This window comes from Marinifilum sp. N1E240, assembly GCF_009295825.1.
GTDB classification, from domain to species: Bacteria; Bacteroidota; Bacteroidia; order Bacteroidales; family Marinifilaceae; genus Marinifilum_A; species Marinifilum_A sediminis.
Window position 1 is genome coordinate 18,497 of record NZ_WHKF01000007.1, and the last position, 17,154, is coordinate 35,650.

12 protein-coding genes are annotated in these 17,154 nt (G+C 32.9%); 6 read left to right on the forward strand and 6 right to left on the reverse strand.

The window, feature by feature from the left end:
- The first annotated feature begins 21 nt into the window (after window positions 1–21).
- From GCQ56_RS15770 to GCQ56_RS15780, 3 genes are all read left to right on the forward strand, one after another.
- A complete protein-coding gene (locus GCQ56_RS15770) occupies window positions 22–1,143 on the forward strand; it encodes an efflux RND transporter periplasmic adaptor subunit (RefSeq protein ID WP_152735499.1) in 1,122 nt (373 codons plus the stop codon).
- 12 nt (window positions 1,144–1,155) lie between these two features.
- Window positions 1,156–4,593, forward strand: coding sequence for an efflux RND transporter permease subunit (locus GCQ56_RS15775; protein WP_152735500.1), 3,438 nt, complete (start codon window positions 1,156–1,158; stop codon window positions 4,591–4,593).
- A gap of 384 nt (window positions 4,594–4,977) precedes the next feature.
- Window positions 4,978–5,571 carry a hypothetical protein gene (locus tag GCQ56_RS15780; RefSeq protein WP_152735501.1) on the forward strand — a complete coding sequence of 198 codons (594 nt, stop codon included), beginning with the start codon at window positions 4,978–4,980 and terminating at the stop codon, window positions 5,569–5,571.
- Window positions 5,572–5,595: 24 nt separating this feature from the next.
- Here GCQ56_RS15780 and GCQ56_RS15785 read toward each other — a convergent pair whose 3' ends face one another.
- The 4 genes from GCQ56_RS15785 to GCQ56_RS15800 all read right to left on the reverse strand — a co-directional run bounded on the left by GCQ56_RS15785 (window position 5,596) and on the right by GCQ56_RS15800 (window position 8,941).
- Complete coding sequence (locus GCQ56_RS15785; protein ID WP_152735502.1) at window positions 5,596–7,005, reverse strand: family 16 glycosylhydrolase; 1,410 nt, start codon at window positions 7,003–7,005, stop codon at window positions 5,596–5,598.
- Between the two features lie 100 nt (window positions 7,006–7,105).
- Complete coding sequence (locus GCQ56_RS15790) at window positions 7,106–7,930, reverse strand: energy transducer TonB (RefSeq protein ID WP_152735503.1); 825 nt, start codon at window positions 7,928–7,930, stop codon at window positions 7,106–7,108.
- 161 nt (window positions 7,931–8,091) lie between these two features.
- Window positions 8,092–8,559, reverse strand: coding sequence for a toxin-antitoxin system YwqK family antitoxin (locus GCQ56_RS15795; protein WP_152735504.1), 468 nt, complete (start codon window positions 8,557–8,559; stop codon window positions 8,092–8,094).
- A gap of 10 nt (window positions 8,560–8,569) precedes the next feature.
- Window positions 8,570–8,941, reverse strand: coding sequence for a carboxypeptidase-like regulatory domain-containing protein (locus tag GCQ56_RS15800; protein WP_152735505.1), 372 nt, complete (start codon window positions 8,939–8,941; stop codon window positions 8,570–8,572).
- Window positions 8,942–9,330: 389 nt separating this feature from the next.
- On the opposite strand from GCQ56_RS15800, the gene GCQ56_RS15805 reads away from it, so the two are divergent.
- Window positions 9,331–9,882 carry a ComF family protein gene (locus tag GCQ56_RS15805; protein ID WP_227006089.1) on the forward strand — a complete coding sequence of 184 codons (552 nt, stop codon included), beginning with the start codon at window positions 9,331–9,333 and terminating at the stop codon, window positions 9,880–9,882.
- A 5-nt stretch (window positions 9,883–9,887) separates the two neighbouring features.
- On the opposite strand, the gene GCQ56_RS15810 is transcribed toward GCQ56_RS15805, so the two are convergent.
- A complete protein-coding gene (locus GCQ56_RS15810) occupies window positions 9,888–10,592 on the reverse strand; it encodes a response regulator transcription factor (RefSeq protein WP_152735506.1) in 705 nt (234 codons plus the stop codon).
- 25 nt (window positions 10,593–10,617) lie between these two features.
- The gene (locus GCQ56_RS15815; RefSeq protein ID WP_152735507.1) at window positions 10,618–11,655 is read right to left on the reverse strand and encodes a cell wall metabolism sensor histidine kinase WalK; all 1,038 of its coding nucleotides are present in this window, start codon (window positions 11,653–11,655) and stop codon (window positions 10,618–10,620) included.
- Window positions 11,656–12,231: 576 nt separating this feature from the next.
- On the opposite strand from GCQ56_RS15815, the gene GCQ56_RS15820 reads away from it, so the two are divergent.
- Together GCQ56_RS15820 and GCQ56_RS15825 are read left to right on the forward strand one after the other, a co-directional pair.
- Window positions 12,232–14,976 (forward strand): TonB-dependent receptor, encoded by a 2,745-nt coding sequence (locus GCQ56_RS15820; protein WP_152735508.1) that lies wholly within the window; start codon window positions 12,232–12,234, stop codon window positions 14,974–14,976.
- A gap of 40 nt (window positions 14,977–15,016) precedes the next feature.
- A complete protein-coding gene (locus GCQ56_RS15825; RefSeq protein ID WP_152735509.1) occupies window positions 15,017–16,969 on the forward strand; it encodes a hypothetical protein in 1,953 nt (650 codons plus the stop codon).
- Window positions 16,970–17,154 lie beyond the last annotated feature (185 nt).

Sequence of the window (17,154 nt, forward strand, 5' to 3'; positions counted from 1 at the left end):
CATCCTACAAAAAATACTAAAATGAAAAAGTTAATCATAGCAGGTATAATTCCACTCTTGTTTGCGTGTTCTGCAAAAGATGCGGAAAAAGATTTGAACAAAGAAGAACAACTTAAAAAATACAAAACTGAATTTGCAGTTTTAAAAAAGAAGATTTCGGCTCTTGAAACTGAAATTAAAAACGAAAGTGGTGACGAGCAAACCATAAATGTTGTAGTTGAGGAATTGAAATCTTCGAAGTTTGAGCATTACATTCAAATTACAGGTAATGTTGAAGCTGATAAAAATATCACTATTACACCAGAAACTGGAGGAAATATCATTTCTATTGATGTCGTTGAAGGACAAAAAGTAAAAAAAGGTGATGTATTAGGAAGACTGAATACTTCTCAAATTCAGCGAACAATTGACGAGGTAAAAACCAATCTTGATTTGTCTACAACTATTTTTGAAAGACAAGAAAGACTTTGGAAGCAAAAAATTGGTTCCGAGATTGAGTATTTACAAACCAAAGCAAATAAGGAATCATTAGAAAGAAACCTTGAAGCATTGCAGGCACAAAAGGATATGGCAATTATTACCGCTCCATTTAATGGTATAGTAGATGAAATTCATCAAAAGAAAGGTGAATTGGCTGGTCCATCTATTCCTTTTGCTCAATTGGTAAATATCGATAAAGTATACGTAGAAGGCGATGTTTCTGAATCTTATCTTAACTATATCAAATCTGGTGCAGTTGTGCTATTGGATTTCCCGGCAATTGGTTTCTCTACATCCGCTCCTATCTATCGTACTTCGAATGTTATTGATCCTGGAAACAGAAGTTTTAAGGTTAGAATTAACCTAAACAATTCAAATCACCAGATCAAACCAAACCTGATTTCTATCATGAAAATCAAAGATTATGAGGTTGATAATGCAATGGTGGTACCTTCAATCCTAATTAAAAAAGATTTTGAAGGAAACTACTTGTACCTGGCGAAAAAGGAAGGAAAACATTTTGTAGCTAAAAAAACCTACATCAATGTATCAAAAACCTACAACAACAAATCAATGGTTGAATCAGGTTTAAACTTAGGAGATAAAATTATTACCGAAGGTTTTGCTCAGGTTGTAAACGGAACGCTTATCAACACCAAATAATTCGAAGAAATTATGGATAATACAAAAGACAATATACTTGCCGAAAATCAGCAACGGCAGTTTAAACCAACCTTCGGAGCTTTAAAGAACAAGAATTCCATTTTTATTCTGACTTTTATTCTGATAGTATTTGGTTGGTTCTCGTACCAAAGTATGCCTAGGGAATATTTCCCTGAAGTTGTGATTCCAAATATCATGGTATCTACTCCTTATCCAGGAAACTCTCCTATTGATATCGAGAATTTGGTGACACGACCAATTGAAAAGGAATTAAAATCATTAAAAGGTGTAAAGAAATTAAGTTCTGCTTCATACGAAGACATGAGTTTAATTGTGGTTGAGTTTAATACGGATATCCCTGTAAAACAAGCTCTGCAAGACACTAAGGATAAGGTTGATAAATCCTTAAGTGAATTGCCTGATGATTTGGATACGGATCCTATAGTTGAAGATGTTGACTTTGCAGATTTCCCAATTCTTAATGTAAACCTTTCGGGTGATTTTGGATTGGATGATTTGAAGGAGTTTGCTGAAGAATTGCAAGACAAATTCGAATCTCTTCCAGAAGTTTCTGAAGCGGATATAAAAGGTATTGATGAAAGAGAAATCAAAATCAACGCCGATTTACATAAAATGGAAGCCAATGGAGTTACTTTTCATGATATCGAACTTGCCATTGGGGATGAAAATGTAACGGTAAGTGCTGGAACTTTAATTACGGATAACACACGAAGAAGTATTCGTACAAGTGCCGATTACACCAACATGCAGCAAATTGAAAATACCATTGTTAAAGTTACAAATGGTAGAGTTGTATATCTTAAAGATGTTGCGGAGGTTGAAGATGGGTATGAGGAACTTTCATCTATATCAAGATTAAACAATCATCCTGTAGTTTCTTTATCAATCACCAAAAAATCAGGTGAAAACCTTTTGGCTGCTACCGATGAAATTTACAATATTATTTCTCAGGAAAAAGAAAATGGTGCACTACCAAGAGGGTTGATAGTTACAGTTACTGATGATACTTCGGAAGATGTAAGAGGACAAGTTGCCGATTTAGAGAATTCCATTATCATGGGGATGCTATTGGTAATTATTGTATTGTACCTGTTTATGGGCTTGAGAAATGCTTTATTTTCAGGTCTAGCAATTCCGATGTCGATGTTAATTTCGTTTATCATCTTAAACCAAATTGGCTATACTGTAAATCAGATGATTCTATTCTCACTGATTTTGGCTCTTGGTATGTTGGTTGATAATGCCATTGTGGTAGTCGAAAATGTTTATCGATTGCACGAAGAAGGTTTATCAAAACTGGAAGCTACTAAAAAAGGTGTAAGTGAAATTGCCGGTCCTATTATTTCATCAACGGCAACAACTCTTGCTGCATTTTTCCCACTATTAATGTGGAGTGGAATTATGGGTGAGTTCATGAAATATCTTCCAATTACTCTGATAATTGTATTGGCATCATCACTATTTGTAGCTTTAATATTAAATCCTGTTTTTACAGCTAGTTTTGTTAAGATTGATGACGTAAATAAAAAAATGAATAAGAAAAAGTTCATCATTATTGCGTCAGCTTTCCTAATTGTTTCTTTGCCATTTTATTTAATGAAGATGTTTGGTGCATTGGAAACCTACTTAATGGCGAATCTACTAGCTACAATTGGAATAATTATACTATTGAATCTGGCAATTTTAAAACCATTTGCACGCTGGTTTCAAACCGTTTTTCTGGTGGTTATGGAAAACAGATATGAAAGAACATTGCGTTTCGCCTTAAAAGGAATTCGTCCATTCCTATTTTTTGCGGGAACATTCCTATTAATGATTGGCTCAATTTCTTTTTACTTTAAAACAAATCCTCTTTTTGTATTTTTCCCGGATAACGATCCAAAGTCGATATATGTAACCATGGAATTGCCTTTAGGAACAGATATTCATAAAACCAACGAAACAACTCAAAAAGTTGAATATATTGTGAACAAAACAATGTATCCATTTATGGGAATCATTCGTTCCATTTCAACCAATGTGGGTTCTGGTAAAGGTGGAATGTTTTCATCAGATCGTGCTGCAAATAAATCATTAACTACCATTTCATTCGTCGAATTTAAAGAACGAAATGGAGTAAGTACTTCTGAAATAATGCAGGAACTCACCAACAATTTTAATGGATTTATTGGCGCTAAAATATTTGTTGAGAAAGATGATCAGGGACCTCCTGTTGGTTATCCAATTAATGTTGAGGTGGCAGGCGATGATTTTGAAAAACTATTAATTCAAGCTAATAGAGTAAAACAAATGCTTGATGAAGATAGAATCGCAGGTGTTGAAGAACTAAAATTAGATTTGGATCAGGGTAAACCTGAAATGCTAATCAATATTGACAGAGATAAGGTTCGTCGTTTTGGTTTGTCAACAAATCAAGTTGCAAGAGCATTAAGAAATTCTCTTTACGGATTGGAAGTTTCCAAATTTAAAGATGGAGAGGATGAGTATGATATCATGTTACGTTTGAATGACAAATACAGATATGATGTTCCTGCACTAATGAATCAAAAAATTAGTGTGATGAGCCCGATAAGTAACCAAATGGTTCAAGTTCCCATTTCATCGGTTGCCAATTACAAATATGGATCGACTTACGAAAGAATCAATCGTATCGAAAATACTCGTGTTGTTACCATTTACTCTAATGTAAAAGAAGGTTTTAATGCTAATATCATCAATACACGAATTCGCGAATTGTTAGCTGATTTTGAAATGCCTAAAGGTTATTCTTACAAACTTACCGGCGAGCAGGAAGAACAGGAAGAAACGCAAGCTTTCCTTACTCAAGCACTATTAATTGCTTTGGCATTAATTACTTTAATCCTTGTATCACAATTCAACTCGGCAATTAAGCCATTAATCATCATGATAACGGTTCTTTTTAGTACCATTGGTGTTTTCCTTGGATTGGGTATTTTCCAAATGCCATTTGTAATTCTAATGACAGGTATTGGAATTATCTCATTAGCTGGAATTGTAGTAAATAACGGTATTGTATTGGTTGATTACATAGATCTTTTAAGAAAAAGAAAGATTGAAGATACAGATATGAGCGAACGTAAATATTTGAGTTCGGCAGAAGAGATTGATTGTATTGCACAAGCAGGTAAAACTCGTTTACGTCCTGTTATGCTTACTGCAATTACAACCGTATTGGGATTATTTCCTCTAGCAGTTGGTATGAATTTCGATTTTACCACCTTACTAAGTGAATTTAATCCTCATTTATCCTTCGGTAGCGATAGTACTGCATTTTGGGGACCTATGTCGTGGACAGTAATTTTTGGATTGACAGTAGCAACGTTCTTAACATTGATTATTGCTCCAGTCATGTTCCGTTTATCAACACAAATTGAGCACAGATTGTACGATTTTTTCTCAAAAAAATAGATTCGTACAAAAAATAAACATCAAAAAGCCGGTTGTAAACCGGCTTTTTCCGTTCGTAGTAATTTTAAAAAAATTGAGGTTATCAACTAAACTAAATGTTTTTGTTGAAAAAAAAATGATGCTTATTCCAAAAGCTTTTACTAAATTGAGTGATCTTTATTGACAGGCTATAATTCCCTGATTGTGCTATTATTAGAGTAATATTTATAAAAAATTAAAATGAAATTTTCGTCCTGAAAAAAGATGTGTTTATCCACAAAAAATGGAGGTAAATAAAATCAGGGATATCGATTTTGGGCAACAACATAATAATTCGTAAATTTTTAATTGTGAGTTTGTTATTTCCAATTAACCAAATTAACCATATTCACTAAACCCTTAACCATGGAAATCATCTCGATCATACTGCAAATATTAATTTTATCTGCTCTGGCATTTATTATTTCTTTTCTGATACAGGAAAAAAGAAACGCATCTGCAAGTTCGGAAGAAACAGCTACAGAATCTGAAGTGAAGGACTCAACCACGAATTCGCTTCCAGCTTCTGACGAAACGCGCGAGGAGTTTCTTCGAATCAATGCATTTTTTATGAAGATTTTGTGTGAAAAGAAAAGCAAGAGCAATTTTAAAAGACTTCAGAAAGAATTTTTGGAGTTGGGAACTCGACTTTACTATTTAGCTTCGGAACTAACCATCCGGAAATTTTTAGAATTTAAATCTCTCAGTTCATTTGTAGAAGGAACAGTACATGAGCATAAAATTGCATTACTTTGGTTCGCCGAGTTTAATGTATTGCTCAGAAAAGATTTAGGTCTTCAGACTTCTCCTGAACTGATAAAAGATTATCTGAACATTATCCTGACATACTGGGATGAAGATGAGATGGAAAAACAAGAATTAGACGATTTAAAAACGCAACTTGCCGACTCTATAGATAATTACTTTAGTGTTTTTAATGTAGGAACCTCATTAAATTAAAAAAGTGCCTTTCGGCACTTTTTTTTATTTTCGTTGGTAACATCTAACCCAATCAATTTCCATTTCTGCATTCAAATCGTTCCTGGCTTCTTTTACTGCTAAACAAAAATTTAAATACATTGGGTCTTGCGGTACTCCTTGATTTTGTTTCTTAATGGTGACATCATTTATTTTCCACTCCAGTTCATTAGCACTCCAATCAAGAGTATAAATAAAATATCCTTTATTTAAATCTACTCCCTTAATTTTGAATTGATTCTTTTGAGGAGCATCTTCACTGCCCCAAAAGTTTCCAGAGTTTAATTTTCCTCCGTTAGCTGTTTTCAGAATATCAATATGCGGAAGACTTTTATCTGCAACCATCCAAAATGAATTTTGAACTTGCGAGTGATTCTTCAACTTTATCTTAGCTTCAAATCTACCATACTTTTGTTTAAATGAGTTTCCTGTATTCAGAACCGCTGAAGTATAATCAAATTGTTCAGGAACAAAACCTAAATTTGATTTCCAGGTTAAGCCTTCCTTCTTTTCTTTACGAGCTTGTAAAGCTGCTGTGGTTCCCGAAACTTTAATATTTTCACCTTCAGTAAACACATGTAAATCATCTTCTAAAGAATATCCCTTATCTAGTAATTTATCTCCCCAATAGTAACGGGTAATCCATTTTGAAGAGTCTAAAGAACCCGAATCAAACTCTTCTGAAAAAGTAAGATCCCACTTTTTAAATTCCTCGAAAGGATTTTTAGCTTTTAATTTAAAGAACTTTACAAACTTATCACTTGATTTTAATTGCTCGTATTCTTTCAGCTTTTGAAAATCATCCGTTTTTTCAAATCGCTTTTTATCCAACAGGAAATTCTTTTCTTTTTGAAATTCTTCCGAGCTAATTTTTTCTTCAAGCTGATAATATGTTTTCAGATCAGAAGAATTATCAAGCTCATTAAAAATTCTAAAAGCTTTCGATTTTTTAAACTTAAAATACTCTTTAATACGAGCAGATGATTTCAATCTTTTATATCCCTTCCACTCTTCAGCTTGCTTCTTTTTACTAAATCCTGATGATTTAACAATCATCTCCAATTCTTCAAATCTCTGTAAGTCTTCAGATTTTTGAACCAACTCATAGGTGCTCAATTCAGAAGAATCTTTTAAACGAAAATAAATTTTGAATTTCTTAGATTTCTGGAAGCGCTTAAATTGTTTTTCATCCTGATACAATTCACTTCTTTTAAAGCTTTTGCTCTCTACACTTTTTCGATTTCTTTTGAATTCATCAGATAAAACATATATCTCTAATTCATTAAAATGCTTCAACTCTTCCGATTTCAAAAACAATTCAAATTCTTCAAAGTCATTTCTAAGTTCGTCTCTCTTTTTCTCAATAGCAACTGTATTAGATGCTCTACGAAGTTTGGATGCTAAAAAAAAGCTCATATTATTTTAATTTCAAGGATAAAAAACGAATGCCCAATTTATACATAATCGGTAAATAATCATAATCCGAATTAGTACGATATAGAGAATGGATAGACGATTATTGTTTTACAAAGTGGTAAGTGATACTTCCAGTCTGTTCAGCTGGACTCGATGTACTTACGTTAAATCTGGTTTTAAATGAGGCTCCAACTGCAGCTTCAAATAAACAGTCATCTTGTACGCCTGATTCCTTTTTTAAAACTCTGGCATCAACAACTTTTCCACTTTGATTTACACTAATTTGCACCACAATTTTACCTTCACCTTCGCATTTAAAAACCGGAATTGGTAAGTAAATCTTATGTCGCCCTTTTAAACTGTAATAAACACTACTCGGACCACTATATTCAATACTTTGCAATGAATCCAGAACTCTCTGTTTTTCTTTGGATTCAGCCAAGCTTATACTATCCAATTTATAGTCATCTGAATTACTTCTTCCATCAGGAGCTTCATCAGATCCATACTCATCCAAATTCTTACGAATTTCGTCTATCATATTCTCAACCTTCTGTTTCGGGTCAGAATTTGATTTTTTAACGTTTTGGTTTACGGCAATTGATCGAAGAAGTTCGTCTACACTCTTAGTTATTTCAAAATTTTTTTCTTCCAGAACTTTTTCAATTTTCTCTTGTTCCTCTTTAAGAATCTGTTCTGCCACTTCAAGAGGAATATCGATGAAAATTTCTGGTTCAATATATTCTCTTCTGGTATTCAATTTAAAGGAAAATAAAATGATAAGAAGTAACATATGAAATGCCAAGGTTCCCATTACACCATATTTATTTCTCTTTAAAAAACCAGAAAACTCAGATACCAAATAAGGACCAAATTCAATTATTCGTTTACCTATAATTTTTAGTATATCTGAAAGTGAGTTCATCGATTAAGCGATAATAAAATTTGATTTTGCAATAATAACGATTCTAATACAAATTTATTAAGAAATAACGGCTATCGTGCATTATCATTGCGAATACTAAAATAAAAAAGCCGCCTAAACTTAATTAAGCGACTTTTGACAACTTTTATTATCTGAATTTACTAAAACTTTCGTTCTTTTATTAAATTACCGCTGGCATCCCAAATGAACCAGGTTCCGACTTTTTTACCTTCCCTGTATTCCATTTCATAGCGCATTACGCCCTTGTCATCCCAAATGTACCATTTGCCATGCTTCTTATTCCGTCTGTAATTGGCTTCGGCAATTTTAATCGATTTATCATTCCATGTAATCCATGTTCCATCCATTAAACCAGATACATAAGATCGAATTTCCTGAGTCTGTTCATCCTCAAAAAAGAGAGTAATCTTACCATTACGCTTTCCCTCTTCCAAATTCATTTCAATCCTTTTGGCTCCACTCTCATAAAACTCGGTGTATGTACCGGTATATAAATCCCCAGATGTATTGTAATATAGTCCTTCAATCTCCTCAATTGACTGCGAGAACGAATGACATGCTACAAGGCACAGTATAAGACTAACTACTACTTTAAAATTATTAATCATTTACTCTTAATTAGTCTTTTTTAAGTACCAAACGGATTACATTATTCACTCCGCTTACATTTACATTCTTTAATTTATTGTCGGTATAAGAAATATAGCTCGACATTACATTGTAGTTACCTGGAACTATATTAGTAATCTTAAAATTTCCATCAAAATCTGTATAAACAGTTTCCTCAGATCCTTCGAAACGAATTGCAACACCAGCTAAAGCTTCACCTGTTTCTGTATCCAAAACAACACCAGTAAGGCTTGTTGTTTCAATTGCTGCAGCTTCCGCCGCCGCCAATTCTCTGTCGCCCTCAGGCGTAACTACTTTTATTGCCTGGCTCTCAAAGCCAATTGCTAGTAGTGCGATAAAAAGAAAAACAAACTTTTTCATTGTCTTAAAATTTTCGGTTTTAGTATTCTTTATCTAACTGATTTAGTATGACATCCAATCGTTTTTTTCATTAAATTAGATATCAACAATTAATTCTCTCATACTAAGAGGTTCTATTTCCTCTTGAGTACATAACAAAAGTAAGACTGTTTAATTTGATACAGATTAGGGAACGCTTATCAAAACCTTAAGTGTCAGTTAACTTTTTATTTAGATAATATTACAAATCTGATAAAGTGAATATCTCAAGAACCAGCGCAATATGGTGGAATGATTTTGTCAATCTATTTTATCCCAAGCTATGTCAGGCATGTGGAAATTACTTGTTCAAAAATGAAATTTCAATTTGCACCAAATGTTTATATGATTTACCCACCACCAATTTTCATTTGGAAAAGAATAACCCAGTTTCTATTCTTTTTTGGGGAAGAGTAAAAATAGAATACGCAGCATCATATTTTACTTTTGCCAAAGGGAGTAAATTTCAGAAACTAATCCACAAATTAAAATATCACAACCAACAAAACATTGGTATTGAATTAGGCAAGCACTTGGGAATTCAATTAAAAAAATCAGATTATTTTAAAGATATTGATTTGGTAGTGCCTGTACCCTTACATCCTAAAAAGAAAAAAATAAGAGGATTTAACCAGGCAGAAGTTGTGGCAGATGGCATTGCAATTAGTATAAAAGTTCCAGTTGAAGCAGAGAATTTATATCGCTCGGTTCATACACAATCTCAAACGAAAAAGAACAAATTGGAACGTTGGCAAAATGTAGATAATATTTTCAAACTAAAGGATATTAATCAATTTGCCAACAAGCACATTCTCCTTGTTGATGATGTTGTAACTACAGGATCAACTTTAGAAGCATGTGCCCAGGCAATTTTGCAAGCTGATAGTGCCAAAGTAAGCATTGCAACATTAGCTTATGCTTAAAATATTTACTCGGCATCAATAAATTTATAACCAACACCTTTAACAGTTTGAATAAATTTATCGCCTATTTTCTCTCTTAATTTTCGAATGTGAACATCAATAGTTCTATCTCCTACAATAATCTTTTCGCCCCAAATGGCAGCATATATTTCATCGCGAGTAAAAACTTTTTGTGGACGAGATACAAGAAGAATCAACAATTCAAATTCCTTCCTTGGCAAGGAAAATTCTTTCCCATTTTGTATGATCAAATATCTTTCTCTATCAATAGATATGTTTCCGATGGTAATTAAGCCATTGGATACACTTGAATTATCACCCGAAATACGACCGGCGCGCTTTAATAAAGCCTTAACACGGCTGATAAAAACTTTTGGTTTTATAGGCTTATTGATATAATCGTCTGCTCCAGCTTCGAAACCCGCAATTTGTGAATAATCTTCACCTCTTGCAGTTAAGAATGAAATCAATACATCCGAAAATTCCGGAAGCGATCTAATCTTTTCACAAGTTTCAATTCCATCCATTTCCGGCATCATTACATCTAGAATGATTAAATGCGGATGAAATTTTTTAGCTTTTTCAATTGCTTCTCTTCCATCAGCTGCAGTCGAAACTTGAAATCCTTCTTTTTTTAGGTTGTAACTTAAAAATTCTAGAATATCAGCTTCATCGTCTACCAATAAAATTTTATAATTGCTATTTTCCATTCGGCTTTGGTTGTTTAGTTTTTTATTATTTTGATTTATCGAGAGCGAAAGTAAAACTAGTACCTTCACCGTAGGTGCTACTTACATTTATACTTTGATTGTGAGCATCGATAATGTGTTTGACAATCGCCAAACCTAATCCCGATCCTCCCATATTTCTTGATCTGCTTTTATCAACCCTAAAAAATCTTTCAAAAATACGAGGTAAATTATCAGTTTCTATACCAATTCCATTATCCCTAATCTCAACAAGAACTTTATTGTCCATACTCATCAATTCAATAGTAGTGGTGCCATGATCTCTACCGTACTTAATTGAATTTACAATTAAATTATTGAGTACCTGAAAAATTTCCTTTTTATCAGCATACACAAATTTAGGTACTGAGCTTGCTGGATTAAATATCAGTTTAATACGATTCTTCTTAGCACGCATTTCCTGCATTTCAATCACTTCATTAATTAAATCGATAATATTAAATCTCTCATATATCAATTTCAACTCACCCGATTCAAGCTTCGAAATCACTTCCAAATCTTTTACTATCGTGATCATTCTATTGATACTTTTCTCGGTTCTTTCCAGATAACTTCTGTTTATTGATTCGTCTTCTAATCCGCCATCAAGAAGAGTTAAAATGTAACCTTGTATGTTAAAAATAGGAGTTTTTAATTCATGCGATACATTTCCAATAAATTCCTTTCTGTATTTTTCCTGCTTTTTTAATTGTGCTACTAAAGATCCTCTATTCTCACTCCACACCTGAACTTCTTTTTCTGCTTCAGCTAAAATGTCATCAGTTTTAACTCTTTCTCCCAATTCCTGATCAATAAGCTGAGTATCATGAATTGTTTTATAAAGCATCCTTACCTTAGAATACAAAAATCGGTTTAACAGATACTTACTTGTTGCATATGTTCCCCATCCTATAAAAACAGCATATAATATTATATACCAATTATTATTTTCGAAGAACAGATCGAGTAAAAAAGCCAGTAGAACCATTCCAACTACAGCCAGACTGGTGAACAAACTCACTTTTGTTGATGATATTAATTTCATATTTGTTTTAATACTTATTCAAAATGTAGAAATCATATCTGCTTAAAGCGATAGAAAACAGTGATTTTTACAATCTTTTTCCGTGCAGCAAATATTTAAATAAAAGTAGGATAATTTCTGAAATAGAAGTTAACTTTTCGTTAATCTTATTGTAATTCAATACATTAAATCTTAATATTTTCTTAACATTTAAGAAATATTTTTAAACCGAACTCACAATCGTTTTAAAATTTGAATACAAATAATTCAATCTATATTTTCAATCATTACACGAAATTTTCAAGGAAAAAATTCTAGTCATTTTTTTGTAATCTTATTGTCATTTTAAAGAAATTCACAATGTGTAAACCTTTATAAATAAAACATCCATGCAAATTTAAATCGTGTAATTCCATAACATATTAATACCTTTTTCATATTATTTTAACATTCGCTTTTACTCTTAACCTACTAGTAACATCAGCCTGTTTTTTGATAATTTTTAATTAAGACTCAATTATCGTTCTACTCACATTACATTCTTAAAATCGCATTGTAATTCGAAAGTAAATATCGTATTGACTTATTAATTAAAAAATGACAAAACAAGCTTTATTAGTTTTAGTACTAACTCTTTTCTCAATCGGTTTGTATGCGCAAAATGGAAGCATTTCGGGAAATGTTAAAGATGGAAAAACCGGAGAAGCATTAATCGGAGCTTCAGTTTATATCGACGGAACAACCATTGGAACGGTAACCGATTTTGACGGTAATTATACTATTCCCAATGTACCGATAGGAACAGTAATTGTAAAATGCTCCTTTATCTCATACGAAACATCGGCTAAAAACAACATTCAAATAAATACAGATAATAGCATGACTGTTGATTTTATAATGGGGGAATCAACCGTTGCTTTAAATGATGTAAAAGTTATTGCGAAAGCCAATAGGGAATCTGAGGTAGTTCTTTTGATTGATCAGAAAAAATCAATTGGCATAAAACAATCCATTGGAGCGCAAGAATTAGCATCTCAAGGTGTTTCGAATGCAGCTACTGCTGCTTCGAAAATATCTGGAGTTACCAAAAACGAAAGTTCAGGAGATGTATATGTAAGAGGCTTAGGAGACAGATATCTATCTACTACAATGAATGGATTACCTATTCCCTCGGATGATGTAGACAAAAAGAACATTGATTTGAAAATGTTCTCAACCGACATAATTAAGAATATTAGCATTAACAAAACCTATTCAGCTGAAAGTTACGCTGACCAAGCTTCCGGAAATGTTGATATTGTTTCTAAAACCTACAGCGATAAAATATCAATTGGTTTATCTACAAAAATCAATACTAATGTTTTAAAAAGTGGAGTGTTCGATAATTTCAAAAGCACACAAAATCATAAAAATTTAAGTCTAGGATTTTACGATCAACCTTACAATACTTTAAATGCAATCAATCTGCAAAGTTGGAATACTGAAACAAGAAATTTCCCAATAGGATATGAATTTTCCATTCTGGCGGGTAAGAAATTTATATTATTCAAGAAAGATTTATCTGTTTTTGCCACTCTTGCGCATGAAAATGAATCGGAATATTCTGATGGTATATTCAAAAAATACAGATCAAATGTTTTAGATGAATCATTTACCGATACCGAAACTTTTAAAACGAAAATCAACACAACTGGATTATTGAATTTGAATTTTGATTTTAATGCAAATCACAATATCAATTTAAATACAATTTGGGTGCATAAAACCTCCGATGAACTTTACGAACAAGGACGAAACGGTGAAGGATATGTGTTCGATCAGGATCCTCAGGAAGAAGGAGCTTTTGTAAGAGATCAAAATTTAAAAGAAACGAATTTATTAATTTCTCAACTATTGGGATCACATGCAATTAATGATCAAAACAAATTAAATTGGGCAATTGCTTATAATAAGGTAAAAGCAGAAGAACCAAACCGAATTCGCAACGAGGTAAATATTCTGGATGAGAATACCATACAATTTGCTCACGTAGGAGATTTCCAACAAAGAAAATCCCAGCAAAATATCGAAGATTCGGAAATAAACGGATACCTGAAGGATGAATTAACATTAATTGATAAAACCGATAATAAATTAAAATTAAACTTTGGTGGCAATTTCAGAATGAAGGAAAGGGATTTTAACTCTCTTTTTATTGGAATAAGAGCAAAAGGTGTTCAGGTAAATTCAGTTGACAATTTAGACCAGGCATTATTAGATCAGAGCCTTTACAATAGCAATACTTTAATTATCAGAGAAAGAAAACCTGATACTTACAATGCCAATTTAGACGTATATTCTGTCTTTTTAAATACAATTTTTCAATTGAATAAACTGTCTGGTACTATTGGTATACGATTCGAAAACAATAAGCTTGACATTGATTGGGATGTTGCCAATTACGTTGGACGAATTGGCAATCTTTCAAATGAGTATGATAACATACTGCCAGCGATCAATTTAAAATATCAGTTAACTGATAAAAGTGCATTGCGTTTTGCAGCAAGTAAAACCATAACTCTACCAGAATTTAAAGAGTTGGCACCTTTCGAATATGTATCACCAACAGGACGCGTTACTAAAGGTAATCCTGATTTAAAAAATTCTGAAAATTACAACCTGGATGTAAAGTGGGAAATGTTTCCAAGCGCAAAGCAATTGTTCTCTGTATCGGCTTTCTATAAAATAATTAACGATCCTATAAATTTGGCTTTATCAAGAGGTTCCTCAGGTAATTTTATTTACCAAAATACAGGTGATAAAGCTGATGTTTATGGTTTTGAGCTGGAAACAAGGTTTTCACTTATTAAACCAGAAAATAGCGAAAAGCCTGAATTAAGTGTGGTTTTAAATGCTACTAAAATATGGTTCAAGCAGGATCTATTGGAAGAATTTCAATACAATAAAAAAACAGAAACCGATCTGCAAGGAGCATCAGATTTTATTTTCAACGGATCCTTAAACTATACTACCAATAAAGAGAAAGAATTTTCCGCAACACTTACAGGAAACTATTCTTCTGATAAAATATTTGCTCTTGGGGCACCAGAAGATAAAACATACAGTGATACCTTCTTCAATAATGAAATTATAGAAAAAGGATTTGTGACTCTTGACCTAACACTAAGTAAAAAATTATCCAATCGATTCTCCATAAAATTTTCAGGAAAGAATTTGTTGAATCCTAAAATTGAACAAACACAAAAAATTCAACCAAGTTCTGGTGAAGCAACAAATGAAATTGTAAAATCTTATAAAAAAGGAATGAACTTAAGTTTAGGACTTAAGATCAGTTTGAATTAGTACACTAAATAACTTTTTATATTCCAAAATTGAAATTGAAATGAAAAAATTAACGATTAAAATCTTAGGGCTTGCAATCTTGGCAATGCCAATTTTCTCAAGCTGCTCAGACGATGATGATGATCCAACTCCAACACCTGTTGAAGGCGTAATTCAATTACTTGAAAGTGGAGAAATGAACGGAACATTAACTGAGAATTATACACTTAAGGCTTCAGTTCAATACGATCTGTCAGGTTCTTTTATTGTACCTGATGGAATGAAACTAAGCATTCCTGCAGGAACTGAAATTGTTGCTAATAATGGTGGAACAGGTGTTTACATTGCTGTATTAATGGGTGGACAAATAGATATCCAAGGTACAGAAAGTAATCCTGTAGTAATGTCTTCGGTAGCTGGTAATGCTGGCGATTGGGGTGGATTAACCATTTGTGGTAAAGCTACAACTACTGCTGGTGCAAATTCGGAAGCTGAAGTAGGTGGATTCATTTATGGAGGAACTGATGATACTGACAATTCTGGAACAATCAAAAACCTTGTTATTACAGGAACAGGAGCCCAAATTAACTCTGAATCTCAATACAATGGAGTTTCTTTTTATGCTGTAGGTTCAGGAACAACAGTACAAAACGTAGCAGTTATTAATGGAGCTGACGATGGTGTTGAATTTTTTGGTGGTACAGTTTCAGTAAGTAACTTATTTTTGCAAAATAACGAAGATGATGCTATTGACTGGACTGAAGGTTGGAGCGGCACAATTACAAATGCTTACGTTGAGCATACCATTCAAGATTTTTCTACAGTTGTTGAAGGTGATAAAGTAAACAACAATCCAAAAATTGTAAATCTTACGGCAGTTTCAACTACTGGCGGAACTGCTTTGCAATTCAAGAAAGAATCTGGTGCAACTATTACAGGCTTATCATTAAGTGGATATGCTAAAAGCATTGATATGAAAGATGATGGTCCGTTAACGAATGTGATTATCGAAAGTGAAAATGCAGATCCTACAAAAAGTTACAATACTGCAGCAACTGTTGATCCTTCGGGATGGACTTGGGTTGATGCTGAACTTGCTGTCGTTGAAGAATTATCGGGAAATGTAACAAGTGATATAACATTAGATGCAACTAAATCATACCGCTTAACAAGCTCGTATATTGTACAAGATGGTGCAAGTTTAACCATTCCTGCCGGCACTAAAATTCATGCAGATGCAGGTGGAACCGAAGTTTATATTGCTGTTTTAATGGGTGGTACAATTAATATAAATGGAACTTCAAGCAATCCTGTTGTGATTTCTTCGGATCAGGGACAACCAGGAGATTGGGGTGGATTAACCATTTGTGGCAAAGCAACAACTACAGCAGGTGCTAATTCGGAAGCTGAAGTCGGTGGTTTTATTTATGGAGGATCAACCAATGATGATAACTCAGGAACAATTGAATACCTTGTAATTAAAGGAACTGGAGCACAGATTAATTCTGAATCACAATACAATGGTGTTTCTCTTTATGCTGTTGGCTCAGGTACTACTATTGAAAATGTTGCCGTATTGAATGGTTCGGATGATGGTATTGAATTTTTCGGAGGAACTGTTTCTGTAAGTAATCTGTATCTTGAAAATAACGAAGATGATTCGGTAGATTGGACTGAAGGATGGAATGGAACTGTAACCAATACATACATTTCTCATACTATTGCAGGTTTCTCAACTGCTTTCGAAGGAGATAAAATTAATAACAATCCAAATTTTATGAATGTAACGGCAATTTCTACTGTTGGTGGAACTGCATTACAATTCAAAAAAGAATCTGGAGCTACTATTACAAATATCTATTTAGAAGGTTACGATAAAAATATAGACATGAAAGATGATGGTGCTTTATCGAATGTTCAAATTGATGGAGTTAATGCTGATGTAAATTCAGCGTACAATTCAGGAACAAAAGTTGATATTTCGAGCTGGACTTGGAGAGAAGCAGAATTATAATCAAAATTCACAACACTTTAAAAAGGCAGATTCTTAAGAATTTGCCTTTTTTATCAAATTGTTCATCCTAGAATAAATTGACACAAAATTGACTTATTTATAAAAATGTGAATCTTTTTCATAAATATAAAATCATATCGAACGAGAAAAAATTCAGTTTATTAGAATTAAAAATGGACTCAAAT

Excerpts from the sequence above, each read along its gene's own strand:
- GCQ56_RS15770 (WP_152735499.1), top strand. The coding sequence starts at position 22 with ATGAAAAAGTTAATCATAGCAGGTATAATTCCACTCTTGTTTGCGTGT.
- GCQ56_RS15775 (WP_152735500.1), top strand. The coding sequence starts at position 1,156 with ATGGATAATACAAAAGACAATATACTTGCCGAAAATCAGCAACGGCAG.
- GCQ56_RS15780 (WP_152735501.1), top strand. The coding sequence starts at position 4,978 with ATGGAAATCATCTCGATCATACTGCAAATATTAATTTTATCTGCTCTG.
- GCQ56_RS15785 (WP_152735502.1), bottom strand. The coding sequence starts at position 7,005 with ATGAGCTTTTTTTTAGCATCCAAACTTCGTAGAGCATCTAATACAGTT.
- GCQ56_RS15790 (WP_152735503.1), bottom strand. The coding sequence starts at position 7,930 with ATGAACTCACTTTCAGATATACTAAAAATTATAGGTAAACGAATAATT.
- GCQ56_RS15795 (WP_152735504.1), bottom strand. The coding sequence starts at position 8,559 with ATGATTAATAATTTTAAAGTAGTAGTTAGTCTTATACTGTGCCTTGTA.
- GCQ56_RS15800 (WP_152735505.1), bottom strand. The coding sequence starts at position 8,941 with ATGAAAAAGTTTGTTTTTCTTTTTATCGCACTACTAGCAATTGGCTTT.
- GCQ56_RS15810 (WP_152735506.1), bottom strand. The coding sequence starts at position 10,592 with ATGGAAAATAGCAATTATAAAATTTTATTGGTAGACGATGAAGCTGAT.
- GCQ56_RS15815 (WP_152735507.1), bottom strand. The coding sequence starts at position 11,655 with ATGAAATTAATATCATCAACAAAAGTGAGTTTGTTCACCAGTCTGGCT.
- GCQ56_RS15820 (WP_152735508.1), top strand. The coding sequence starts at position 12,232 with ATGACAAAACAAGCTTTATTAGTTTTAGTACTAACTCTTTTCTCAATC.
- GCQ56_RS15825 (WP_152735509.1), top strand. The coding sequence starts at position 15,017 with ATGAAAAAATTAACGATTAAAATCTTAGGGCTTGCAATCTTGGCAATG.